This is a genomic window from Paenibacillus kobensis NBRC 15729, assembly GCF_004000825.1.
GTDB classification, from domain to species: Bacteria; Bacillota; Bacilli; order Paenibacillales; family Paenibacillaceae; genus Paenibacillus_T; species Paenibacillus_T kobensis.
Genome location: NZ_BILZ01000019.1, coordinates 17,867 through 42,594, shown reverse-complemented (window position 1 = coordinate 42,594; position 24,728 = coordinate 17,867). Strand labels below are relative to the sequence as shown.

General features: G+C 53.3%; 20 protein-coding genes and 1 pseudogene. 14 read left to right on the top strand and 7 right to left on the bottom strand.

The window, feature by feature from the left end; all coding sequences use genetic code 11:
* Positions 1 to 352: 352 nt before the first annotated feature.
* From PKO01S_RS13070 to PKO01S_RS13010, 13 genes and pseudogenes are all read left to right on the top strand, one after another.
* Positions 353 to 1,882, top strand: a complete 1,530-nt coding sequence (locus PKO01S_RS13070; protein WP_246070562.1) for an MDR family MFS transporter — start codon at positions 353 to 355, stop codon at positions 1,880 to 1,882.
* A gap of 168 nt (positions 1,883 to 2,050) precedes the next feature.
* A complete protein-coding gene (locus PKO01S_RS13065) occupies positions 2,051 to 2,851 on the top strand; it encodes an IucA/IucC family C-terminal-domain containing protein (RefSeq protein WP_127531836.1) in 801 nt (266 codons plus the stop codon).
* 292 nt (positions 2,852 to 3,143) lie between these two features.
* Positions 3,144 to 4,124 carry an ATP-grasp domain-containing protein gene (locus tag PKO01S_RS13060; RefSeq protein ID WP_246070561.1) on the top strand — a complete coding sequence of 327 codons (981 nt, stop codon included), beginning with the start codon at positions 3,144 to 3,146 and terminating at the stop codon, positions 4,122 to 4,124.
* Between the two features lie 45 nt (positions 4,125 to 4,169).
* Positions 4,170 to 5,525: a diaminobutyrate--2-oxoglutarate transaminase gene (locus PKO01S_RS13055; protein WP_407669649.1), complete on the top strand. Its 1,356-nt coding sequence runs from the start codon at positions 4,170 to 4,172 to the stop codon at positions 5,523 to 5,525.
* Between the two features lie 8 nt (positions 5,526 to 5,533).
* Positions 5,534 to 6,958, top strand: a complete 1,425-nt coding sequence (locus PKO01S_RS13050) for an MFS transporter (protein WP_246070560.1) — start codon at positions 5,534 to 5,536, stop codon at positions 6,956 to 6,958.
* Positions 6,921 to 8,612 carry an IucA/IucC family protein gene (locus tag PKO01S_RS13045; protein ID WP_127531785.1) on the top strand — a complete coding sequence of 564 codons (1,692 nt, stop codon included), beginning with the start codon at positions 6,921 to 6,923 and terminating at the stop codon, positions 8,610 to 8,612. The genes PKO01S_RS13050 and PKO01S_RS13045 overlap by 38 nt, the downstream gene beginning before the upstream one ends.
* Positions 8,609 to 10,414, top strand: coding sequence for an IucA/IucC family protein (locus tag PKO01S_RS13040; RefSeq protein WP_246070559.1), 1,806 nt, complete (start codon positions 8,609 to 8,611; stop codon positions 10,412 to 10,414). Before PKO01S_RS13045 ends, PKO01S_RS13040 begins: the two co-directional genes overlap by 4 nt.
* Entirely contained in the window at positions 10,411 to 11,190 is a 780-nt protein-coding gene (locus tag PKO01S_RS13035) for an HpcH/HpaI aldolase family protein (RefSeq protein ID WP_127531784.1), read from the top strand. Before PKO01S_RS13040 ends, PKO01S_RS13035 begins: the two co-directional genes overlap by 4 nt.
* A complete protein-coding gene (locus PKO01S_RS13030) occupies positions 11,187 to 12,476 on the top strand; it encodes a type III PLP-dependent enzyme (protein WP_246070558.1) in 1,290 nt (429 codons plus the stop codon). Before PKO01S_RS13035 ends, PKO01S_RS13030 begins: the two co-directional genes overlap by 4 nt.
* Positions 12,433 to 14,262 carry an IucA/IucC family protein gene (locus PKO01S_RS13025; protein ID WP_246070557.1) on the top strand — a complete coding sequence of 610 codons (1,830 nt, stop codon included), beginning with the start codon at positions 12,433 to 12,435 and terminating at the stop codon, positions 14,260 to 14,262. The genes PKO01S_RS13030 and PKO01S_RS13025 overlap by 44 nt, the downstream gene beginning before the upstream one ends.
* A 382-nt stretch (positions 14,263 to 14,644) precedes the next feature.
* Positions 14,645 to 15,772 carry a tyrosine-protein phosphatase gene (locus PKO01S_RS13020; RefSeq protein WP_127531783.1) on the top strand — a complete coding sequence of 376 codons (1,128 nt, stop codon included), beginning with the start codon at positions 14,645 to 14,647 and terminating at the stop codon, positions 15,770 to 15,772.
* Positions 15,773 to 16,149: 377 nt separating this feature from the next.
* Positions 16,150 to 16,359: pseudogene (locus PKO01S_RS29775) on the top strand (iron ABC transporter permease); the annotation flags it as partial.
* Positions 16,360 to 16,432: 73 nt separating this feature from the next.
* A complete protein-coding gene (locus tag PKO01S_RS13010; protein ID WP_127531782.1) occupies positions 16,433 to 17,059 on the top strand; it encodes a hypothetical protein in 627 nt (208 codons plus the stop codon).
* A gap of 87 nt (positions 17,060 to 17,146) precedes the next feature.
* Here the strand turns inward: PKO01S_RS13010 and coaW are convergent, their stop codons facing one another.
* The 4 genes from coaW to PKO01S_RS12990 all read right to left on the bottom strand — a co-directional run bounded on the left by coaW (position 17,147) and on the right by PKO01S_RS12990 (position 20,374).
* Positions 17,147 to 17,953, bottom strand: a complete 807-nt coding sequence (gene coaW / locus PKO01S_RS13005) for a type II pantothenate kinase (protein WP_127531781.1) — start codon at positions 17,951 to 17,953, stop codon at positions 17,147 to 17,149.
* Between the two features lie 66 nt (positions 17,954 to 18,019).
* Complete coding sequence (locus tag PKO01S_RS13000; RefSeq protein WP_127531780.1) at positions 18,020 to 18,451, bottom strand: VOC family protein; 432 nt, start codon at positions 18,449 to 18,451, stop codon at positions 18,020 to 18,022.
* Between the two features lie 35 nt (positions 18,452 to 18,486).
* Positions 18,487 to 19,308 (bottom strand): VOC family protein, encoded by an 822-nt coding sequence (locus PKO01S_RS12995; RefSeq protein WP_127531779.1) that lies wholly within the window; start codon positions 19,306 to 19,308, stop codon positions 18,487 to 18,489.
* Between the two features lie 124 nt (positions 19,309 to 19,432).
* Positions 19,433 to 20,374: an AraC family transcriptional regulator gene (locus PKO01S_RS12990; protein WP_164779592.1), complete on the bottom strand. Its 942-nt coding sequence runs from the start codon at positions 20,372 to 20,374 to the stop codon at positions 19,433 to 19,435.
* A gap of 277 nt (positions 20,375 to 20,651) precedes the next feature.
* Between PKO01S_RS12990 and PKO01S_RS12985 the strand changes: the two genes are divergently transcribed.
* Positions 20,652 to 21,410: a CBS domain-containing protein gene (locus tag PKO01S_RS12985; protein WP_127531777.1), complete on the top strand. Its 759-nt coding sequence runs from the start codon at positions 20,652 to 20,654 to the stop codon at positions 21,408 to 21,410.
* Between the two features lie 226 nt (positions 21,411 to 21,636).
* On the opposite strand, the gene PKO01S_RS12980 is transcribed toward PKO01S_RS12985, so the two are convergent.
* From PKO01S_RS12980 to PKO01S_RS12970, 3 genes are all read right to left on the bottom strand, one after another.
* Positions 21,637 to 22,515, bottom strand: coding sequence for a pentapeptide repeat-containing protein (locus PKO01S_RS12980; protein ID WP_127531776.1), 879 nt, complete (start codon positions 22,513 to 22,515; stop codon positions 21,637 to 21,639).
* A 135-nt stretch (positions 22,516 to 22,650) separates the two neighbouring features.
* Positions 22,651 to 23,304: a DUF975 family protein gene (locus PKO01S_RS12975; RefSeq protein WP_127531775.1), complete on the bottom strand. Its 654-nt coding sequence runs from the start codon at positions 23,302 to 23,304 to the stop codon at positions 22,651 to 22,653.
* Positions 23,305 to 23,583: 279 nt separating this feature from the next.
* Positions 23,584 to 24,726, bottom strand: coding sequence for an extracellular solute-binding protein (locus PKO01S_RS12970; protein WP_164779591.1), 1,143 nt, complete (start codon positions 24,724 to 24,726; stop codon positions 23,584 to 23,586).
* Positions 24,727 to 24,728: the final 2 nt, after the last annotated feature.

The window sequence follows — 24,728 nt, the reverse complement described above, 5'->3', positions numbered from 1 at the left end:
CATTAGCGATTGTATGAAGTACAATGAAGTGCGCCGGACTGTGAAAATGTTCCCCGCTCATTGTACATAATGCAACGAAGGAGAATGGCAGCTGGATAAGCGGAACGTATTTTTCTAGACCCTTAAGGCATCGAACAACGGCTGCGTGTGTTGAACATGCAGCGGAAGCAGAAACAGAAGCAGAAGCAGAAGTGATGAAAACTGGGATTGATACGCGGTTTTTCCCAGTATTTATAGGCGTTGCGGACTATTTATTGACCAATTAGTCAATTGTGAGGAAATAGGTTTGACAGGTCATTTGTTTTTCACTAAATTGTCATTAGCACTCCATTAAATCGAGGGAGGATTACCTTTGAAACGAGGCAACAATAAGGCATTAATTATGACGGGATTGATCATCGGCATCGTCTTCGCGCAGCTTGACGAGACGATCGTCTCGACATCGATGCCGACCATTATCCGCGAGCTGAACGGCTTGTCGCTGTACGGCTGGGTACCGGGCTTGTACATGCTGACGATGACGTCATTCATGCCGATCCTGGGCAAGCTTGCCGATCTGTATGGACGCAAGAAGATTTATATTTTGAGCATGAGCTTGTTTATTATTGGCTCGATCATTTGCGGCTTCGCAACCTCCATGCCGATTCTGCTCGCAGGGCGCGGGATACAGGGGATCGGGGCCGGGGGCTTAATGCCGCTGGCGATGGTCATATTCGGCGATACGTTCACGGTCGAACAACGCGCCAAGATGCAGGGAGTATTCGGCGCGATTATGTTCGTTCCGCAGCTGCTCGGTCCGCTGGTCGGCGGTTATTTGACCGAGCATATTTCGTGGCATTGGATTTTCTGGGTGAACATCCCGGTCGGCGTTATAGCGGCAGTCGTCCTGTCAGCAGGATTGCAAGAGTCGAAGGGCAACCAGAATGCGAGCATCGACTGGGCGGGTGCTATCCTGCTCGTTGGCGCGATCGTGTCGTTGCTGCTCACGCCCGTATTGCATGAGACGGAGGGGTATGCTTGGAGCTCTCCGACGCTTATCAGCCTGTGGGTTCTAGGCGCGCTGCTGCTGACGGTGTTCGTCTTCGTCGAACGCAAGGCGAAGGAACCGATTCTGCCGATGCACCTGTTCCGCAATCGTACGTTCGTCGTTCTGTCGCTTATCGTGTTCACGCTCGTTATCGGCGTCATGGGCGCATTCGCTTCGTTCCCGTTCTTCTCGCAGAACGTGCTCGGATTGTCGCCGATCGCATCGGGTTACCTGACGCTGCCGCTTATGGTCGGCGCCGTTATCGTCAGCGTCTTCACTGGCCGTATGATGACGAAGGTGCCTTACCGGAACGTGTTCATCGTCGGGATGATCATGCCGGCATTGGCTTTCTTCCTGATGACGGGCATCGATATGAATACGCCAATCTTCGAGATCTGTATCTATTTCTTCGTTCTCGGTCTGGGCTTTGGCGTACTGTTCAACAATAACCTGATCGTTCAGGAATCGGTTGGGGATGCCGACAAAGGCGTCTCGCTGACTTCGATCGCGCTGTTCCAATCGTTCGGCTTAACGATTGGCGTCAGCATCTTCGGCAGCCTGCTGGCGTCCAACATTAAGTCCGGACTCGGCAAGCTCGTCTCTGGCGAATTGCCTGCGGGCAGCGAAGAAGCGATCGGACAAGCGGCGCAAGGCGGCATTCCGAAGGACTTGGATCCTGGTCTGGCTGACCAGATCAAAGCGGTCTTCTCCGACGCCTTCCAGCACTTGTATTGGGTGTCCTTCGTATTCGCGCTTCTGGTCATCGTGATCTGCTTCTTCTTGAAGAAAGAAGTGCTGACCACGATCAAGCCTGCAGAGCCCTCAGAGCCTGAGAAGGCGATTCAAGGGGTATAGAATCTCAATCCGAACAGAGCACGGCGAGTTTGGCGCCGCTGCTCTGTTTTTTTATGCAGAATCCCAATTTAGCCAGCGGGAGCTTGAAAAAAATGTTTATTTATCATACAATCGAAAATGAGATTCATTATCATTAACAAAAACCACCAGTAAACAGGGTGATTCCATATGGACAGTCGCGCATTAGAGATCGCATTTTCTCCTGAAGAACAGGACCTTCTCGTTAATCAATACCGGTTGACGTTCGAGCCGCTGGCTGACCGGACGCTGTCGATTTCGTCGGCCGAGCTGCTGGATGCGGACCGGTGCCGTGAATATTTGGGCCGGATGGCTGAGCTGTACGAGACATCGTCGGATATAGCCGCCGCATCGATGTTCGCGAAGCGGTACAGCTATCTTACGATTGCTTCAAGCTTGTATGCGATGACGATGCTGAACAAGGGGATGGACTATTCGGTCACGAACAGCCATGTCGAATCCTACAGGCAAGGCCAGGCTTGGCTTCCGAAGATACGCTTAACGGACTCGCGGATCACCCAGCCCGAGCACGGCGAGCGGAGCACATGGCGCAACCAGGTGATTCGGACGATTTTCGCAGGCAATCTAGCCCCTGTATGGCAGTCGATCTCGGCATCGGCTAAAGTGTCGAGGGCGGTGCTGTGGGAGAATACGGCCATCTATGTTTATCACTTATATGAGAACGTCTTCGGTGAAGGCGCCACCTGCGAGCAGCAGGCCCGGCTGGAGCAGGACTACCGTTATTTGTTGACGGAAGCGCCGGCTGCATTGTTCGGGGAGAATAACAACCCGATGACCCGGTTCAACAGTCCCAAGCAGGTGACAGCAGCCTCCGACAATCCGATCCGGATTCGCAAGACATGCTGCTATTATTATCTCGCGGCCGATGATCCGGAAGATTATTGCCCGACTTGTCCCAAGCTGAAGCATGAAGTAGCTGCCGCTGAGTAGAAACCGAGCATTTTATAGGCAAATGACGCTATCAAGCACTTCGTTTCCGTATGAAACAAGTGCTTATTTGCGCATGCCATTAAACAAAATTTTAAAGAAAAACATATTATTGACAACCGATGAAGGCGTCTCTTATGATTAGTTTAATTATTGATATTGAATATCATTATCAATATAATCAACGACGACTGCATGCCTGAAAATTGGTTAGGGGGAGGACCGGCGAAAGGCATTGCCGCGTTAAATACAACATTTGTTAAACAAAGGAGGATTCGTTCTGAAGCAGCACATCGTGCGAAATGTGCATAATCGGCTCATTATCGATAAAGCAAGTCAGCTTGGCATGGAATGCGGGCTGTTAATTCCGGGTTGCGAGGACTTTCTGGAACTGACGTATAAGGGCAAGACGATCATTATTAACAAGACAAGATCGCATCGGATGACCTTAATGGCGGGACTGCTCGCGAAGGACAAGCAGGCATCCAATCTGCTGCTGAGAAGAAGCGGACTGCCTGTGCCGGACGATATCGTCGTATCGGAACTGAGCGGTGAGGCGTTCTCGTTCCTGCATACGCACCGGCAGGTGACGGTGAAGCCGCTCGACTCGAGCCGCAGCGCCGGTGTAACGGTAGGCGTCTCGTCGGAGACGGAGCTTACTCAGGCGTTCCGGACCGCGGGCGAGCATAGCGACAGAGTCATGATACAGCGGAATGTGGAGGGGCTCGATTATCGGGTGCTCGTGATCGCGGGACAGGCAATCGGCGCATTAGAGTACCAGCCCGCGTATCTGACAGGCGACGGCCGGTCGACAGTCGAGCAGCTTATTCGCCGGTTGAATGAGGAACAGCGAAGACGCAATCCGATTACGGATTTTGATTCATTCAAGCCCGTTCGGACCGAGTCGGACGAGCTGTTGGCTTGTCTTAAGCAGCAGGGCAAGGCGTTAGAGGATGTACTGGACCGGGGAGAACAGGTTCAGCTGTTCGCAACGGCCAATGCTTTAGCGGGGGAAATCAGTGAAGTGGTGACGGACAAGACCGCACATATTCACCCTCTCAGCTTGCAAATGGCGGTTGAGGCGGCGGCGGCGTTGCAGATCGATGTCGCAGGCATCGACATTCGCTGCCGGAATATTAGCGAGCCGCTTGGCGGCGATAACGGGGGCATTCTGGAAGTGAACGCTCTGCCGGATATGATCGACCCCCATCTTTATTTGCAGAATGCGTCCGCGGATGCAATTGCTGCCTACTTGCATTATCTATTCGAAGATTAAGCGTTTATTCGCCAGCGATAACCGAATAAGGAGTGTTCGATCATGATGTCCGTAACGACGGCCCAGAACAAATATTTGAAGCTGCAAGGCGAGAAAGAGTCGAATGCGCAGTCTTACCCGCGGCATTTTCCGCTCGTGATTCAGAAGGCGAAAGGGATTTTTATTACGGATACAGAGGGCCAATCGTATTACGACTGCTTGGCTGGCGCGGGGACGCTGGCGCTGGGGCATAACCACGACGTCGTGGTCGAAGCAATAGGAGACGTGCTTGCGAAGCAAATACCGCTTCACACGCTTGACCTGGCGACACCGCTGAAGCTGGAGTTTATGCAGGAAATTTTCTCGATGCTGCCTGAGCCGCTCCGGAATACGACGAAGATTCAATTCTGCGGTCCGACCGGCGCGGACGGGGTAGAGGCTGCGATCAAGCTGGTCAAAAATGCGACGAAAGGCAAGTCGATATTGGCTTTCCAAGGCGGCTATCACGGTTCGACACAAGCGACGATGGCGATGAGCGGCAACCTGAGCAAGAAGCAGCATCTGCAAAGCTTGCTGCCGGACGTTCATTTTCTGCCGTTCCCGTATGAATACCGCTGTCCGTTCGGTGTCGGCGGCGGCATGACGGCGAAGCTGAGCGCACAGTATATCGAGAACTTGCTCGACGATTGCGAGAGCGGGATCGCTGCACCGTGCGGGCTTATTGTCGAGACCGTACAAGGAGAAGGAGGCGCCGTGCCAGCCGCGATCGAATGGCTGCAAGAAATTCGCCGCATAACGGCGGAACGGGGCATTCCGCTTATTATCGATGAGGTGCAGGCAGGAATTGGCCGGACGGGCATGATGTTCTCCTTCGAACACGCCGGCATTATCCCGGATGTAATCGTCTGCTCGAAGGCGATCGGCGGCAGCTTGCCGATGTCGGTCGTGATTTACAAGGAAGAGCTCGACCAATGGAAGCCGGGCGCGCACACGGGGACATTCCGCGGCAATCAGTTAGGAATGGCGACCGGACTGGCAACCTTGAAATATATCAAGCAGCATAACGTGCTGGACAATGTGAAGCTGCGCAGCGGGCAGTTCTTCGAGCGGCTTGGCCGGTTGAAAGAGAAGTTCGCGGAGGTAGGCGATGTGCGGGGCAGAGGGCTGATGATCGGCGTCGAGATGGTCAATCCGAACGGACGCAAGGACAAGCTGGGCCATTATGAGGCGAGCGGCGAACTGGCGGCATTCGTTCAGGAACGGTGCTTCAAGAACGGATTAATTATCGAGGTCGGAGGCAGGCGCTCGGCAGTAATGCGGTTTCTGCCGCCGCTTACGATCACGGAGCAGGAAACGGGAGAAGTATGCCGCATCTTCGAGCAGTCGGTAGCCGAAGCGGTCGAAATGATGCGAGGCAAATGAGGAACGGTGTGGAAGGGAAACAACACAGCGTGCTGCTTGCCATTCTCGTTGGCGCGTTCTCCCTTGTCCTGACGAACAGCGGACTCAATCTGCTGCTGCCGAGCTTCGTTGAGTTGTACGGCATTTCGACTTCGCTTGGCGGATGGATTATCAGTCTCTATATATTGGCGATGACGGTTACGATGCCGCTCACCTCGATCGTAGTCGACCGGCTCGGCCGGAAACGGACATACATGATTGGGCTTGCGCTATATGGACTGTTCTCGGTCGTTGGCGGCATCGGCTGGCAGTCCATCGAGGTCATTCTGCTCGTACGTTTAATGCACGGCATTGCCGCGGGCTTAATGATCCCGTTGTCGCTCGTGCTGCTGTTCGATTATTACGGGCAGGAGGTGCGGGGACGGGTCGTCGGCATCTGGGGAATGCTCCTTACGATTGCGCCGGCGATAGGGCCCACGTTAAGCGGATTCGTGATTCAATACGGCGAGCTTCAGCATCTGTTCTGGATTAATGTTCCGTTCGCGCTTCTCTCGCTGTTATTGTGCGGCAAGCACATTAAAGCGTATGAGCCCGCGAACCGCAAGACCATTGACGGGCAGGGCATCACGCTCATGCTCGTCAGCGTGGCTGCACTCAGTCTTGGCATTCAGCTGATTGCGAATCCGGCTGTTCCGGGTTGGCTGCCTGGGATTCTTCTGCCTGCCGGGGCGGCGGCTTTGATCCGGTTCATTCAGAAGGAGAACAAGAAGAAGGAGCCGCTTATCCGCTATGGGCTGCTGAGACGGAATCCGGTGTTCTCGATGTCGCTCGTCATCTCGACCGTACAGGATGCGGTGATGTTCGGCGTTATTTTCGTGCTGCCGCTCCTCTTCCAAGAGGTGCTTCACTTATCGCCTTCCGTGTCGGGCGCAATGTTTATTCCGACTGCTATTTTCACGAGCCTGTTCGTCTGGATCGGCGGCAGTCTCGTCGACGCGGGCCGCTCTTTGAAATTTATCGCATACGGCATTATCTGTATTGTCGTGTCGGTCGCGGCTTTCGCTTTCGTGCCGCAAGGCGTGTCTCTTTTCCTTATTATCGTGCTGATGGCGCTTCGCGGTATCGGCAACGGCTTGTCCGATATGACGATTACAGCGATTGGGCTGGGGGCGCTGCCGGAAGAAGATTTGCACGAGGGCTCGGCGTTGTCCAATACGATTCAGCGTCTGGCTTCTTCCTTCGCGGTCATGCTGCTGGCGACGTACTACGACGTCCGGTGGCAAATGATCGCGAATACGGGAGAGGCGGCCAAACATGCCAAGTGGCTTGCGCTACGAGAGGAGATGATCGCTCTGGGGGCCATGATGCTGCTGACCTTGCCGCTCGTTGCATTCATTAATAGAAAGAGGATGAACCATGTTGTTGGAAACCGGCAATATTCAGCAGATTCATAATCTGGAACAAGCCAATCGCCATGCCTGCAAGCTATTAATGAACAGTTATATCCGGGAATTCGGCGGCGATTGTGCGGGCAGCTTGTCCCTTCAAGCTGACGATAAGACCTATTCCGTAAGCTTCCCGGTCAGCGGGGTCATCGTATCTGGACGGCTCGCGTTCTACTCGGCGATCGGCGAGCATGAGTACGAGAGCTTTCAAGTCGGCGGCGACTGCGGCTGCGGCGGGAAGCTGGATTACGCCGATTTGGCGCGGTGGATTGTGAAGGAGCTGCGGCAAGCGTATCCGGATATTTCGGATGAAAGAGCGGATGACTTCTGCCGGAGAATCGAGAACAGCTGCCGGAATGTGGCGCTGTATATCGGGGAGTCCGATCGGGGCGCGGTCATGGCCGGCTATTTGTCCTCCGAGCAGTCTCTGCTGTACGGGCACCCGATGCATCCTTTTCCGAAGAATACGATCGGCTTCTCCGACCAAGAGGTGCGGATGTACGGACCGGAGCTTCGGGCTTCCTTCCGGCTCTGTTATTGGGCTGTAAGGAAGGATGTATTCGTGCAGGAGCGTGCAGTCCGGTCGAGCCGGTTAAAGCTGCATGAAAGCGTTCTGGCGCACGCAGAGCGGATGCTTGGGCAGGAACGGAACAAATACGAGCTGCTGCCGATGCATCCGTGGCAATACGGTCATGTTCAGATGTCCGCGGCTGTTCAAGCTTATATGGAGGAGCGCAAGCTCGTTCCGCTTGGGGCGTGCGGCCCGCTCGCCTATCCAACCTCGTCAGTGCGCACGGTTTATATCCCGGTGATGCAATGCAATTTGAAGCTGCCTCTAGATATTCAAATTACAAACCTGAAGCGGAATAACAGCGAGGAGCAAATGCGGAGGACGCTGGATGCGGCGAATTACCTCTTGCAGCATGGCGCATTTGCGGGGGAGATCAACGCTCGCATCGCCTACGAGGAAGGGATATGCTCCTGCCGGTTCGGCAGCGATGAGTGGACCAAGCTGTTCACGGTCGCCTATCGTCCGGTGGAGTTCGACGCCCAGTCCACTTATGTGTTGTCGAGCTTAGTGGAAGCACCCGCCGCCGGCGAGCGGTCGCGGTTATTTGCGCTGACCGGCAACTGCGAGATGGACCTCTGGTTCCAGCGTTATCTGGACATATCACTGCTGCCGGTCGTTAGGATTGCGGAGGAGAAGGGCATTCATTTTGAAGCTCATTTGCAAAATTGTCTGCTCACCCTTCAAGACGGCATGCCGCATGTGTTCATCATTCGGGATTTGGAGGGCGTCAGCGTGAACCGGGACAAGGCTGAGCCGGATGCGGCGGGGTCGCTGTTTTACCGCAAGGAAGAGGCTTGGGCGCGGACGGATTATTATTTTATGGTCAACCATCTCGGTTCGTTGATTCATGCACTCGCAAGGGATAACGGTAAAGCGGAGGAGCATTATTGGTCGATCGTGCGGGGGACGCTCGAACGGGAGCTGCACAGCAGCGGCGGCCAAGGCAATGAGTACGTCGAACATCTGTTAACGGCGGATGCGTTCTATGCGAAACGGAATTTAGTCAGCTGCCTGGCGGGCAATAGCGAGACGCCGTCTTATGCCGCTGTCGGAAATGTCATGAAGACTATGGGGAGTGAAAGGATCGGATGATGCGTATAGACATCGCGGAGACGGTGAGAACGATCGAGGGTCAGCGGCTGGAGGAAGTCAAAGAACGAATTATGCGCCAGACGGTGGAGGCGTTATGGTTCGAAGGCATTCTTGAAGTGGAGGCCGGTGAGCGCAGCGGGCAATGGCAGTTCACGGGCCGGACGGAAGAAGGAGAACCGGTTGCGTATGCGTGCGAGGCCGAAGTGAAATGGTCCTTCGGGCGCGTGAAGCTCGTCCGGGGCTCGATCGCCAGAGAAGGAGTGCCGTTCACCGACCTGCATACGTTTCTGGAGGAGGTTATTCAGAACCGGTTGGACGGGGCGCATAAGGCGCAGTTCATGCATGAATTACTCGAGACGATGGTGAAGGACTTTCAATGCCGGGTGCAGCTCGAGGACCGGATTCCGGAGCAGGATAAACATTATGAGGCGCTCGAAAGCCATATGACGGACGGTCACCCGTACCATCCGAGCTATAAGTCGAGAATCGGCTTCTCAGCGGCGGACAATTCGGTGTACGGGCCGGAGTTTAATCAGCAGGTTCCTTTATACTGGGTCGCGGTCAATGAGAAGCTGGTCGATTGCTCCGTGTCGGAGAAAGCAGCTGTTACGCTCGACGGGCTGTACAGGCAGCATTTGACGGAGGAGGACCTTCGCTGCTTCATCGAAACCGTGAAGGAGAAGGGGAGAGAGGACGTGTCCTACGTCTACGTTCCCGTTCATTCGTGGCAGATGGAGCACATCATTCCGTCCGCCTTCGCTCAGCAGTTGGCCGATAAGGACATTGTGCCGCTCGGCGCGTCAGAAGGCGCTTATCGCGCCCAGCAGTCGATCCGCTCGCTGTCGCACCGCTTCAATATGGAGGCGCCGTATATCAAGCTGGCGCTCAGCATTACGAATACGTCGACAAGCCGTATTCTTGCGAACCATACGACTCATAATGCAGCGAGAATCAGCGACTGGCTGCATCATATCGTACAGAACGATGCGCTGCTTCAGCGGGAGAGGTTCAACTTGCTTCGCGAAGTGGGAGGGATATCGTTCCGGTATGACGAGCTGCCGCAGGTTCAATATCGGGCAGCTTATGGCACGCTGGGAGCTATTTTCCGCGAAAATATTTCGGTCTGCCTCGCTCCGGGAGAGGAAGCATGGCCGCTCAATGCGCTGCTGCTGACGCAGCCGAATGGAGAGCCGTTCATTCAGGCGGCGATAGACCGGCATGGAATTGAACGTTGGGGCAGCCAGTTGATCCGGACCATGACGCTGCCGATTATTCATTTGCTGTACGCGCATGGGATCGCATTGGAGTCGCACGCGCAGAACATTATTCTGGTGCTGGAGGACGGGCTGCCGAAGCGGATTATCGTCAAAGATCTGCACGACGGCGTACGCTACGTGCCGGACAAGCTGCTGCATCCGGAATGGGCGCCGCAGCTTGCGCCGGAGCCGGAGACGCACCGGAAATTTAACCGGTATTCGTTCATCCATGCCGAATCCGTCAAGGATGTTCGCGATTATACGTACGATGCGTTCTTCTTTATTTGCATGACGGATATTTGCTTTGCTTTCGAGCGGTTCGGATTGAGCGAGCGGAGCTTCTGGCGTTATTGCGCGGAGACGATTGCGGATTACCAGCAGGAGCATCCGGAGTATGCGCAGCGTTTCGAGATGTTCGATTTGTTCGCAGCGGACGGCTTGATCGAGGAAATGACGAAACGGCGCATTTACGGCGACCGAGAGCTGTACTTCCGTGCGGCCATTCGCAATCCGCTGCTGGAAGCAAGAGAGAGCTTGGCGCCATGAGACCGAATAAGCTGAAGGAGAAGATCGGGCGGGGCGAGCCGGTATTCGGCTTGTTCGTCTCGATTCCGCACCCGGTCGTCGTGGAGATGATCGGTTATGCGGAGTACGATTTCGTCATTATCGACTGTGAGCATACGACCACGAATATGGAGTCGGTCGAGCACATGGTCCGCGCGGCGGAGCTGTTGGATATGACGCCGCTCGTGCGCATCTCCCGTGTCGACCGGAATGAGATTCTGAAGGTGCTCGATTGCGGGGCGCAGGGCATCGTCATTCCTCATGTCGAGCATAAGGAGCAGATTGAAGAGGCTGTCCGGCATGCTTACTATCATCCGATCGGGATGAGAAGCTTGAACAGCGGACGCCCGGGTGCTTTCGCCAAATATTCGCTGACCGGTTATATCGCTAAGGCGAACGAAGTCATCATGCTTGTGCCGATGATCGAAAGCGCAGAAGGCGTGAACAACTGCGAGTCGATCTTATCGGTTCCTCAGGTGAGCTTCGTGCTGGAAGGGGCGGCCGATCTGTCGCAATCGCTTGGAGTGCCGTGGGATACGGACCATCCGGAAGTACGGCGGCAACTGGAGCAGGTGCATGAGACGGCGCAGCGGTGCCAGGTTCCGTATGCGGTCGTGTCCCGCAGCACCGAGCATCATCAGAGGTGGGCGGAGCACGGTGCAGGTATATTCGTATTGGGCGACGACCGCAACACGGCATTCCGGGCTTATCAGAGCAAGCTTAACGATTATCGACGCGTAATGGAGCGGGGACAATGAATGAAATAAACGAAACGAAAGAAATGAATGAAAATGAAATTGGCCGTACGATCCAGCAGTGGATCGCGCAGCGGCACCGGGAGAGCAGCGACCCGGTATGCGCTTATATATACGATTTGCACGGAATCCGGCAGAATGTGCGAAGGATGCTCGGCACCATGCCGCAAGGAACGCATCTGTTCTATGCGATTAAAGCGAACCCCGACCGGCGGATTATCGAGGCGCTGCTGCCGCTGGTGAAGGGCTTCGAGGTCGCTTCCTTCGGTGAGCTCGCGAAGGTCAGAGAAGTATCTGCGGACGTTCCGGTTCTGTTCGGCGGACCGGGCAAGAAGGAATCGGAGCTGGCGGGGGCCATTCGGCTGAACGTCTCGTATATTCATGTCGAGAGCTTATTGGAGCTGCGCAAAATCGCGATGCTCGCGAAGCAGCTGGACAAGATGGTGTCCGTTCTGCTCCGCATCAATCTGCGAACAAGCACGCTGCCGAAGACGCATATTACGATGGGCGGCCGTCCGAGCCCGTTCGGCTTGGACGAGGAACTGATCGAAGAAGCGGTTTCGATTATTCGCGAGGAGGGAGAAAGTCGCGTCGATCTGTGCGGATTTCATTTTCACTCCTTATCGAACAATACGCAGGCTGAGCTGCATGCGGAGATGGTGCAGCTGTACCTTCGGAAGGCGGAGCAGTGGCAGCAGGCCTACGGGCTGAACGTGCGGATCGTGAATGCGGGCGGCGGCTTCGGCGTTACGTATGACGGCAGTCACGGCTTTGACTGGGAAAGGTTCACCTCGCTGTTGAGTCAGAGCGAAGCGGTACAGATGCTGGGCGACAAGCAGCTATGGTTCGAGCCGGGCCGCTACGTGGTGGCGGATTATGGCTATTATGCGGCCGAGGTTGTCGATATCAAACAGTCGCATCAGGAATGGTTCGCCGTTATTCGAGGCGGCACGCATCATAACCGGCTGCCGGCATCATGGGGTCATGACCATCCGTTCTATGTCGTGCATACGGAGCGTTGGCCTTACCCGTTCGCAAGGCCGGAGCTTCACGAGGCTTACGTAACGATCGCGGGCGAGCTGTGCACGCCTAAGGACCGGATGCATGCCAATGCCTCGGTAGACCGGCTTCGCGCAGGGGACGTGGTCGTGTTCGTAAAGTCGGGCGCGTATTGCTGGACGATATCGCATCACGATTTTCTCGGCCATCCTCATCCTCAATTTTATTACGTAACGGAAGGAGAACATGATGAACCAACTTATGACGCCGTCCATGTACAGCACAGCTGAACAGCAAATTATGAAAGACCTGATTGACGCTCTGATCGTGGAGCAATTGCTGCAGGTGGATGAGAGCACGACGGGCAAGCTGAGCACGGCACCGGTCCAAGTTCAAGATCTGTATCCGGAGGCGGACTTAACAGGTGAGGTTTACGTTGGAGCGGTATGCTTGCTCGTGGAACCAAGCCATCGGCAAGGGAAGCAGTGGGTCGCGGGAACGCGCGTGTACCGGCAAGTCGGCAACGGCTGGACGGCGGTCAGTTCCCCGGCAGAGGTTGGCCGTATCGTGCTTCGCCATGCCTTGACGGAGGAAGATTATGCGCATCCGGGCGTAGCCGAGTTTATCGATGGGCTGGATGTCGCCGTGCAGCAGTTCGGCTTAAGCTTTGAGCGGACCGGAGGCGCAACGCCGCGCTCCGCTTACGAATGGCATGTGCAGGGCGAGCGGGCAGCGTCGCTCCGCGATCGGCCGTTCCATCCGCTGTCGAAGGCGAAGATCGGCTTCACGCTGCGCGATTACGGGCGGTACATGGCAGAGTTCGGGCAGACGGTCATCCTGCGCTGGGTTGCCATCCGCAACGATTCCGTATCGGCGGGATGTCCAGACGGCGGAAGAATGACGGCGATTGACGTGCTGAATGCGGAGCAGCGGGCAATTGTAGAGCAGGAAATGATGCGGCGCGACATTTCGCTCAACCGCTATACGGTTATTCCTGTTCACCCGTGGCAGCTGGAGCATGTCATTCTGCCGGATTTCAAAACCGAGCTGACGGATGGAACGATTGTTATTCTGGACGCACAGGCGGGGGACTATTATGCGACGTCCTCGCTGCGCTCGATGGCTTCGGCGGAGCCGTCGACGCTCATGCTCAAGCTGCCGGTCAGCGTGAAATCGCTCGGAGCGGCCCGATATTTGCCTGTCGTGAAGCTGTTGAACGGACTGGCCGGGGAGTCGATGTTCCGGCAAGCGGTATCGTGCGACGAGACGTTGGCAGGCCGTGTGTACTTGTGCGAAGAGAAGCATTGGTGGGGCTATATGCCGTCTACGATGGGACTGTTCGACGATCATCCCCGTCACCTTGCTGCTCAGGTTCGAATTTATCCGCCAGAGCTGCTGGATGAACGGTATCGGATCGTGCCGATGGCTTCGCTCGGCGTCTTGACGGCGGGCGGGCATTTTCTGACGGACATCAGGGGCGGTAAGGTGTCGCAAGAGGAAGCGGTTCAGTTCTATACGGAGCTGGCCGAGACGTTCTACGATATTGTGATGAGACTGTTCAAGGTTGGCATCGTACCGGAAATCCATGGTCAGAACTGCTGTCTGGTCATAAAAGATCGCCGCGTCTTCGGTCTGCTGTTCCGCGACCATGACTCCGTTCGTCTGCACCAACCGTATCTCGACAAGCATGGCATCCAGGATCCGGGTTACCATATTCGGCCAGGCTACTCCAATAGCCTGTACAACGAAACGATTGAGAAGCTGATTTTCTATGTTCAATCGCTTGGCACGCAGGTTAATCTGGCTTCCATCATGGAAGCAATGGCAGAGGCTTACGGAATCGGACTGGGGCTGCTGTGGGAGATCACGGAGTCGAAGCTGGAGGCGGCAGTGCAACGCATTGACATTCCTGAAGCAGACCGCAGCGTGCTGCTCCGCGTACTGTTCGAGAGCGAGACTTGGCCAACGAAGTTGATCGTCCGTCCGCTGCTGGAGGCGGACGGTGTGCCGGGGGCGATGCCATCCGGGAAGGGAACGGGGCTGAATCCGTTCCGCAATCGGCGTCTGCTCGGTTAAATACAAACAACAAGGCCGGCACCTCCTGCCATGCAGGGCAGGGGCGCCGGCCTTGTGCTTCTATATGGACAGTTGAGCGAGATAGGCACGGTTGGCCTTCACCCGGTCATCGTTAGGCAAGTAGGATGATGCGATCTCGTTGTGCATATGTGCCAGTTCATACTGTCCGAGCTTGACGTAACTTTATTATTCACAATAAACGATAACGATAATTTGAGGGTTTCTACAGTTTTTCATTCATTAATATCAAAGTTTTAACTCAAGTAATAGTAAAACGTTATATAATTCGTTGCATTTACGGAATATTCATATCAAGTTTATTTCTGCTTAACGAGACTTCCCTATACTTGGGGACAAGCAATTACTAGGGAGGATTCTCGATATGTATAGAAAAGTTTCGGCCGCGGTTTTGTCCGCATCCATTCTGCTAGGAGCCGTTGCACCGATGACGGGCTTTGCAGCTTCTGCAGCGCAAACGGCTGTACAAGTGAAGAAGACAGGACAATTCACGGCGGCAAGCGTGGAGCGCAATGCCAAAGGGCAAATGGTCATCCGTTGGAAAGCGAACGCGGATCTTGGCGCAGCCAAAGTTTACTGGAGCACTTCGCCTGACAATATAGAGAAGAACGGTAAGCTGCTGGCTGCAACCTATACAAGCTTCAATGGCTATATAACGGCTGATCCGAAGCCGAATTCCCGTGTCTATTTCCTGATCAAAGGCGGTAATGGTGCAACGATAACGACAGCGGAACGCAAAGTTAATCTGCAAGGTGCATTCAACTTCCGTGATTTGGGAGGCTTTAAAACGACGGACGGCAAGTCCGTGAAGTGGGGCAAGCTGTTCCGCGGAGAGGAGCTTGGCCATCTGACGGCGAGCGACCAGAAGTATATTCAAGCGATGGGGATCCGTACGAACGTGGATTACCGCACGGATGCGGAAGTTAACGCGCTGCCCGATCTGGTGATTAAAGGCATCAACAATGTCCGTACCGATGAAGGAAACGCAGGATCGACGGCGGACCTGAAGACGATGATCGCTTCGGGCGTGCTGAAGGACGAGCAGTCTGCCGTTGCTATGATGGCGGGCTTCAACAAGCAAATGGTCGACCAGCCGAAATTCTATGTACAGCTGATGGAGCTGCTGAACGATCCGAACAACATCGGACTTGTGCAGCACTGCACAGCCGGCAAGGACCGTACCGGCCTTGGATCAGCAATCATTCTTCTTACGCTGGGCGTCGACGAGAAGACGGTAATGGAAGATTATTTGGCGTCGAACGTATACCGTGCCGAAGCGAATAAGAAAACGATCGAAGGCCTGAAGACGCAAATCAAGGATGAGAACACCATTGCGGCATTTACTGCGCTTATGGGCGTACAGAAGGAGTTTCTGCAAGCGGCGTTCGACGAAATGAAGGCCAAATACGGCTCGATCGATGCTTTCTTGGAGAAAGGTCTTGGCATTACGAAGCAAGAACGCGCGAAGCTGAAAGCGATGTATACGGAATAATAGATAAATAACGATTAGAGTATCAACGAATAGGGCTGTCCGATAAGTCGTCTTCTGACTTTAGGGACGGCCTTATTTTTTATGCCGCAAAGTGTAGGTGTTTCCTGGTCTACATTGCATATCGTGCAATGAAAAACACTAAGGAATGCGCGGAGGAGAGTCCCATTGTATTCCATGCAACGAAAAATCAGTATAACCGCCCAATGGCCTCTATTCAGCGGGATACACGTTTTTTCATTGTACGTTCTGCAATGGCATCGTGCTTTTCGTAAGAAACAGTTCGATTCCATTGCACAAATTGCAATGAGTGTAGTTAAACACTTCATAGAAGAGTGCCGCGTACAAACAGCCGGCTCCTGCTGACTATATTCGGGTAAGGGACGTTCTCGGTAAGTTTCGTTTTGTTCGACATTCAGCTGCCGCGCACATCATTACGCTGCTATCCGGCTGGGTCTGGCGCGATTCTGCAGAGTGTGACGACGTGCAGTGACCTCGCAGATCCCGGAGTTGTCGGTATTATTGCGGGAGCAGGCGTTGCAATCGCTGTAGTTTTCTTGTACGCCCCGATTGAGCCAGGTTCGTTTGTCTTAAAAGATGGATAATTTATACTAAAAAGTTTAATATAGTTGAGAGAGTTTACCTTGAAGGAGGGGGCTTGATATGAATAAGAGGTTATTCGCTATCGTTCTGGTCACACTAATGGCTACGACCCTTGGAATGTTTTTTTGTATAAATAATAACAACGATGTCGATGTTAAGGGCGAAGCGGCGAATGCAAAGATTGCAGGGACAGAAAGTAATGTGAGGGTTGTAGGGACAGTAAGTATGGAAGACCTAAAAAATACATTGGATCAGAGTGAAGTGAGTTTCGTTGATGGACTCTATGTTGACGGGGCTACGAACATTATGGATCTGAAGAAGAATGCCGAATTAATTATCCTAGGAACGGCTATTTCACAAGAATTACCGTCAAAAATTGCTGTTGCAACGAAGGTTAAAGTAACCAAAACATTAAAAGGTAAGCAGCAAGACGAAATCATTATCTATCAATTTAATGGCGAAGAAGTGCTTATACCTGGTGAAGAATACTATCTATTTCTAGGTAAGCAAACGGACGGCCAAGAAAATTCATTCTTTATTAAAGGAGGATTTCAAGGGTTGTTCGATAAGAGTGACCGAATTCAATCCAGAGACGGTGTGATTAACGAGAGTATGAAAGAACTATATAAAGAAAAAGCGGCAGGCGAGAGCGATACTGAGTTTTTTGAGAGATGGATTGCAGAATAGACTCACGCCCCGTAACGATTGCTTATGCAGACAAGTTGGCCAGGGTACATCCTTGGGCAGCTTGTTTAGTTTCATCAGGGACAACCATCACCCGATACTCAGAAGCGCGCCGATGGCTCCGCAGAACTCGCCTTGTTTTAAGAAAATAGGAGTTGCTCCCCTAAGATTGGTGTAATCATAAACAACATCTTGCAGCGGTTTATTTTTATTAAAAGTCGAACCAATATAAACGATGGATAGATCTTTATACTGCCCCGCAGCTAGTACGCTCGTAGTTGCTACGGTTTCTCCGACAATTCCAACGACAGAAGATAATAGATCCTCCACGGAATGAACCTCACGCACGTCCTCTGCAAATAATTTGCCAAAGTTGCTCGCAGTTAAATCCCCCGCAATTGGCGGAATCGAGCCTCTATAAATGTCGCTGACTTTCATGTCGATCCGACTTCGGGTTCCGCTCGACGCCTTCGTTACTATTTCATCAAAATCGGTTATTCCTGTAAGCAGCTTGGATAAACCCATTAACGTTCCTCCGCCAACGCCGGTGCCGCCTAGGCGCTCATGCTTGCCTTGGAGCACGGCATGAATGGAAGTGCCTGTTCCAACATTAGTTAGGATATAAGAATCTAACGACAGTCCCTCTTTGTGCAGAAGGTGCATGGATCCCTTTATAGTTGCCGCGAATTCTACAATATCCGTAACATTCTCTGTAATCCGTGATTTTAACTGGAAGGCCCGACCGCCGGTAATACATATTTCAGGTGAATCGAAACGATGCAGCCAAGCGATAAGTTGATCGAATTCCGCAAGGGAATACTTCTTCAGAGTAAGCGTCTCATTCTCCAAGCAGGCTGTTTTGATAAGAGATCCGCCTAAATCAATTCCTATTTTCATTTGTTTAATCTCCACAAGACCATCCTTGGGGGATGGCCTGATTTTTTGAGAGCTGTATCTTTATATTTATGTACCGTATGTATTGATTTCTATCTTCCGTCCGTCAGGATCATAAAAGGCGATTTCCTGGCCGCAGCCGCCGCGGTTCTTTATTCCTTCCGTGCCGAGTCTCACGCCGCGTTCCTGCATACGTGCATAAATGTTCTCAATTTCTGAATCATGGACCCTAAAGAGAAGTACGGCATGATTGTAGCCTTCGTTGTTATTGAAATCCATGACTAGCCTGTCTTCGGATTTGATAAAAAACAGCTCCAACCCTGTTGCAGTTAGAAGCACAACGGATCCCGCGCCCGGCTCAAGCGGAGAATGGGAGGCTTTTGGATCGAATCCGAAAATATCAACATACCATGCTGCAGTTAGATAAGGGTCTGCAGCTGGAAGATATAACGTCATGATGTCCATGATAGCAGGTGTTTTTTTCTCAACAAAATGGTTCATCTACATCGTACCCCCTCGATTAGGTTCTCTGTTACTTACATGCTGCTCACGTTCAAACGGTTGCCGTCCGGATCATAGAAGTGGAAACTGATGAGTCCGCGAGTAACGAAACCGCCTACCTCGGATGCTTCGATGCCGCTGTCGATGAGATGCGTGCGGTATTGGAACAAAGCTTCGCGGTCGGGGATCCAGCATACGGGCCATACCTGCCCGGACACTTTGCCCGTATAAGCGCCCTCCGGCAACTGTTCCAGCACCCACAGCGACTTCTGGTCCCGCTGATGATTGAGCCCAAGACTCATAATGACGAATCCGTATTCGCTGAAGTCGTTCTCGACCTCCATTCCCATATAGCGGCGGTACCACTCGGCGGATTGCGCCAGCTCACGTACCCCGATTCGAATCCATGAAGGGACGAATCCGTCCTCTTGGACACTTTGGTCTTCCTGCGCAGTGAACCGGATGCCCTCGTTCGTTGCCCAGAAATCAAAGTATTCCGTATTGCCGGGTCCTCGATAGAGATCGGAGAGACGAACGCCATCGGACTGAAAGCGGCGGTGGACAGCCTTAATATCGCGGGTTCGCCAGCATAAGCGGACATTCGATTCGACCGTACCGCGCTCCGCATAATGGTGGGGCAGTCTCTCGGATGTCAGGCTGGAGATCAGCCAAGTACCCCAATTAAGCCGCGTCATTCGGCCCTGCGTACATCTCGGATCGGGCTTCCAATTCTCCGTCTGCCCAATCTCCCAAGCCATATGCCGGCGGTACCACTCGATTGCCGCATCGTGGTTATCCCACAGCACATCGACGGTCGTTCCGTCAAAATATAAAGCAGGTACAGGGTTGCTGATCATTGTGTTCGGCAATCTCCTTCGTCGTCAAAGTTCGTTCTATGCAGAAGGCAAGTTCTTGATCTTCATTATAAAGAGGGATAACCGCCGCCGTTTTACAAATCTTGCGCTTATTAACGACAGCCCGTTATTTGCTGCGAAGCGGCAAGCACCATTGGCCGCGGTAATGCCGGTTCGGATCGTGGAGCGGGTTGTTGAAATGCTTCTCGATGAAGGGGCGGTCATCCAATTGATAGCCGCTTTGCGGAAGCCAATGCTGCGTCAGCAGCCCGCTGAGCAGCCACAGCAGCGGGATCGTGCCGGATATGTCGAGGACGGCGTATTTGCCTCCCGGAAACATTTTAATTTCAAGTTCTTCACGGGATTCTGTTTGTGGAAGAACAGTAACGCAGGCGTCATACCGGCACCGTTCAGGCGGCGTAATGTAAGGATCGTCATAGGAAACGCCGAAGACCTCGGGATTGTGCGGCAGCATCCCGTACTTGCCGGCGAGATCGTAAGCTTGGTCGAATGCATCAGAAGCTTTCTGCTCAAGCCCCAAATCAGATAATCCCCGGTGCCGTACGACAGCGGCCTTCACTGGCGGCATATGCGTAACACGTGCGGTATGGACATATTGGAGCGCCCATGTAATCGTTTCATTGATGGCGGTCTCGCTTGCCTGCTGCCGCTCTCGCATCCGGTGCCGGTAATACTCTTCGGCATGCGTCACTTCGCGCGGCTGAAAGTGATGGAAGCAGCTCCGATATTCGCTGGGAGACATGCGGTGGTAGAGCTTGAATGTTCGAGAAAATCCGGCAATGGAGGAGAAACCGCAATCGAGACCGATGTCGGTCAGCGATAAGTTCGGTCTGCTTACGAGCAGCCGGCACGCTTTCTCGATCCGCACCCGGTTGACATATTGATGAAGAGTCTCGCTCACAATCAGCTTGAACAAGCGATGGAAGTGATAGGGAGAAAATCCGGCGATCGCAGACAAACGTTCCAACGAAAGCGAATCGTCGAGATTGCGGTGAATATGATCAAGAACAAGATTGACTTGCTTGAGATAAACCGTCGATTCGTTCATCGCAGCATCCTCCGGTAAGGGACAGTGATATTCATGTGAGTGCATAACTGAACGGGCCTAGGGATTATTTTACACGGATGTATGGAAGCAGGACAACAGGCGAGAGATTGGGAGGCTTATATACATGCTCATGAACTGCGTTGGGGGCCGGGAGGGTGGTTCCCGCGTTGTACTGGGGTATACGGACAACCGCTGTGCTTGCTGTTCCGGTTTCCGGACAAACGCGGTATAGTTATAGTAATGTCTAGCAGAATATAACAACGAGGGGTGCCTCTGCATGCCGATGCCGAATTCGAATCTGGCGGGCGATGCCGCAACGATGTCGACGGACCGTTCGGAGCGATTCGAAACCGCTGTTAACAAAATTCATTATAAACTGAAGCAGTTCGCGGGCAAGGAAGGCGCATTCGTCGAGCTATTGCGCGAGCTGAGGCCGAGATATGCGGTCATTCGCAACTATTACGAGGATCTGAAGGCGTTCGCACGGCTGCGGAATGCGATTGTGCACGAGAAGTGGGCGCCGGGCCGTTATATTGCGGAGCCGCATGCGGATGTGGTCGAGCGAATCGAGCTGATTTGCAATAAAATGTACCATCCGCCAGGCGTGATGGATATTGCGACGCGTAAAGTCGTCGTGTTCGACGCAGCCGATCCGCTGGAGAACGTGATGGAGGAAATTAGCGTCAGCCGCTACTCGCAATTTCCAGTGTACCGAAGCGGCAAGTTCGCGTGCCTGCTGACGGCCGACGGCATCATTCAATGGATCTATGCGCAGAGCCGCAAGCCTGATTGGTCCATCTCGGAGGCGAGAGTTGAGCATATTATCGAATTTGAGACGGGGCGAAACTACTTGTTCGTGAGCCGGCAGATGAACGTGTTCGAGATCGAGGATTTGTTCGAGGAGCATTTGGCAAGAGGGAGCAAAATTGAAGCAGTAATAGTTACGGAGAACGGGGATGCGGCAGACAAGCCGATCGGCGTCGTGACCCCGTGGGATCTGATCAAAATTAATCCGCCGGATTCATTTTTATTCTAACGATTTGCATGTACATAAGCCGGATGGTACCCTGCGGGGCGCCTCCGGTCTATAACCATACTTGAAGCTTTTAAGCCGCGCTATATTAGCAGAACAAAGAGCCATCCGCTCTCACGGATGGCTCTTTGCGTCGGGGTTAGATAAGTTCCAGCGATTTCAGCATGCGATAGAGCAGTTCGGCGGTCTATGCGGGCAGGCATGCAACATGACGTGAAACCCTTTCGTATCAGTTGCCTGGGCCAGGCCAATGGGCCGGACGGACGAGCAAAGGGGGAATCTTCGTATGCGCATCGCCTTTGGCAGCATTAATCTGAAATTGGGTCAGAAACAGGCTGCCGGTTAGATCCGCTCCGCTCAGATCAGTGTCGCGCAGGTCGGCACCGATCAGATCCGCACCTCTTAAATCGGCGCCTGACAGATTAGCTGCGATTAAGTATGCTCCGCGCAAGTTCGCATAACGCAGATCAGCGCCCCGTAATTTCGCACCGATCAGATCGGCGCCGCGTCCGACTGATTTGGGATGCTTGACCTTGCCATTCAATGACTTCATACCTTCGCTGCGCATCATTTCGCTCGTCTGGAGCAGCAGCACGTTGACTTTTGCCCGGTATGCTGGCATCTCTAGTTCCATCAGCGCTTCCGGGGTAAGCTGTGTAAGCTGCATCGTCTCCTCAAGCGCCTCTTGCAGCTGTTCATGGATGAGCCGCGCTTCCGGAACGTTCAGTGCTTCCGTTAGATACCAGAGCAGCTCGTGAAGCTGCTGCATGACCGGGAAAACACCGAACATGGCTTGTGCCGTCTCAGGCGCTTGCCGCCAGTCGCGGCCGCCGAACGTATGACGGGATAGATGTTGTCCTGCACCGAAGCAGTCATACACTGTACAGCCGCGGAAACCTTGCTGCCGAAGCGAACGGTGAATGCCGCAGCGAAAATCGGCTTGCAGATTAGGGCAGGGCTGTCCGGCGTTCTTGTTCATGGCGAAATCGGACGAGGAGGCAAAGGGGAGTGCGGCACAACATAAGCCGAAGCAGCTCTCGCAATCGGCTCGCAGGCGGGACCGGTTGTCAGAATGAAAGACCTCCGCAAATTTCGGATCTGCCGTCATAAGAATAGAATCTCCTTGTGAACCGTTATGATAAAAGTATTATAGCAGAATCAGAAGCGTCAGGCCCGTGCGGGCGACGCATAATAAAACGCCCTTCCTGCAAGGTTCGCACCGGCAAGGAAAGGCGTTTGCTTGTTACATAGAAGGCTTTGTTAAATCATAGTTGAATGGCTCCAGCGGAGGAGGAGTTTGATTCCTTCCTTTGCCGAGCAGATCATCGTAGAAATGTACTGTAGTGATAGCCTCATAAGGGATCAGCCAGATATAACCGATGCCCAATGTCAGCATGCCAAGAATCCTCCAGCCGAGGAAGGTGAGCTGAAGCACGAACAAACGGAACTTGTTTCCGGCCATGAGCTGCTTGCTGCGGCGAATCGCTTCCATAGCGCCGATCTCGGGGTTGTCGCGCAGGATCATGAAAGACATAGAATAGCGATAACCGGCAATGATCCCCGGAATGTAAAACAGCAGCGTCCATAGAAGGGTGAACATCAGCACCAACAGATACAAGCGCATTGCTCTCCAGAAATCGCCGAACCCGCTAAACACTTCGGACACATATATAATTTCTCCACGTGCGATGCCCATATAGAAGCTGGAGAGGCCGAGCACGATCGCACCCGTGATTAGCGGCGATGCGATAGCGACGATGAGGCCAATAAACGGAATGAAGTAGACGGCCAGAATAACAGCAAAGAGCAGCAGCGTACCGCCAATTGCTTTGCCCCAATTGCCATTAAGGCTTAGCCTTGCACTTCTGCGTAATTCGGAGTAAGTTGCTTGATACATGAATGTTAATCCTCCCAGTAGTATTTAATTCAGGTGAAATGCTGTGTGCATCGGAAATATTCTCCAAATATACTGAAATTCCTTTTTAATCCTACATAAAAATTCAATAAATGTTCAAAAAAATGGTGTTTCATATCAAAATGGGTCGAAACCAATAACAAAGGCTAGCCTTCACCGTCAAAAAATGACAGTGGGCTAGCCTTTGTTGCGGTACTGAACGATTTTGGCGGATCTAAGGTCCCAGTTAGGTTATGAAGGTGTAGCTTACGGGAACAGGTGTCATGCGAACCGCGTCCACGATTTTATGGTCTGTGCGACATCGGCGCCCTCTAAGATCATCCGGTTGATGTCTTCATTGATGAGCTGACGGGAAGCGTTCCACTTCTCATTGATGTAGAAGCCGCTGATCTGCACATGATCGAGCTCTTGAATGTACCGCGACCATAGCGGATGCTCCGTCATGCCACTCTGCTCGGCGAGAGAACGTGTTATCGGCAGTGTGCGAGTGGAGCGGGAGCGGAACGAGTCCGGGCGCTGCAGGACGTAATGGTGCAGAAACTCCCATGCCAAATGCGGATTAGGCGATTTGGATGTAACGCCCGCGGCGCCCATATAAATCATGTTCCCCTGCTGGCCGCCCGGCATGTTCGGCAATCCGACGACCCCGAATCGGCCGCTTAGTCCGTGCTCAATACAGCCGCCTATAAACCAGGTAAAGCCGAAAATGATCGCAAAGCCCTCGTGCAGATCGCCGGCCTCGGATGGCTCATCCGGTTTGCGGATCACTTGATGAACACGGTAAGCGTCAATCAATTTCTTGAAAGCCTCGATAGCCGCTTGCTGATCCACATGGCCTCTTGCTGTACCGTCGAGCGAGATGAGCCGGCCTCCATTACGCATAATGAACGGCTCGAAAAACTCGATATCGACGCCATTGCCGTAACCGAACTGGCGGGCAACGCCTTGTTCGTTGCGTATCGTCAGCTTCTCGGCGAGTGCCATCATATCGTCCCAAGTCCAATCCTCTGTCGGATAGGGAAGACCGGCCTGGTCGAACTTCTCCTTATCGTATATCATCAGCGGCACCGAGACGTCCACCGGCAGACCCGGAAGGTTGCCGTCCTTGCAGGCTACGCGCATAATGCCCGGAATCAAATCTTCTTGCAGACCGGGCACTTCTTTTACATAAGGCAGCAGATCAACGAACATGCCGGGACGGTTGAACAGCGACCAGCCGCCCGATTCGATAATGTCCGGCGCTTCATCCGAGTTGAACGCCCGCAGAGATTCGTAGTGGTCAGCTGCCTGCTCTACAATGATTCGCACATGGGGATGATCGCGCTCGAACGACGCGATTGCGCTGCTGACATTATGCAATTGTTGAAACTCGGTCAAAAATCGAATCTCTGTTATTGCGCTCATAG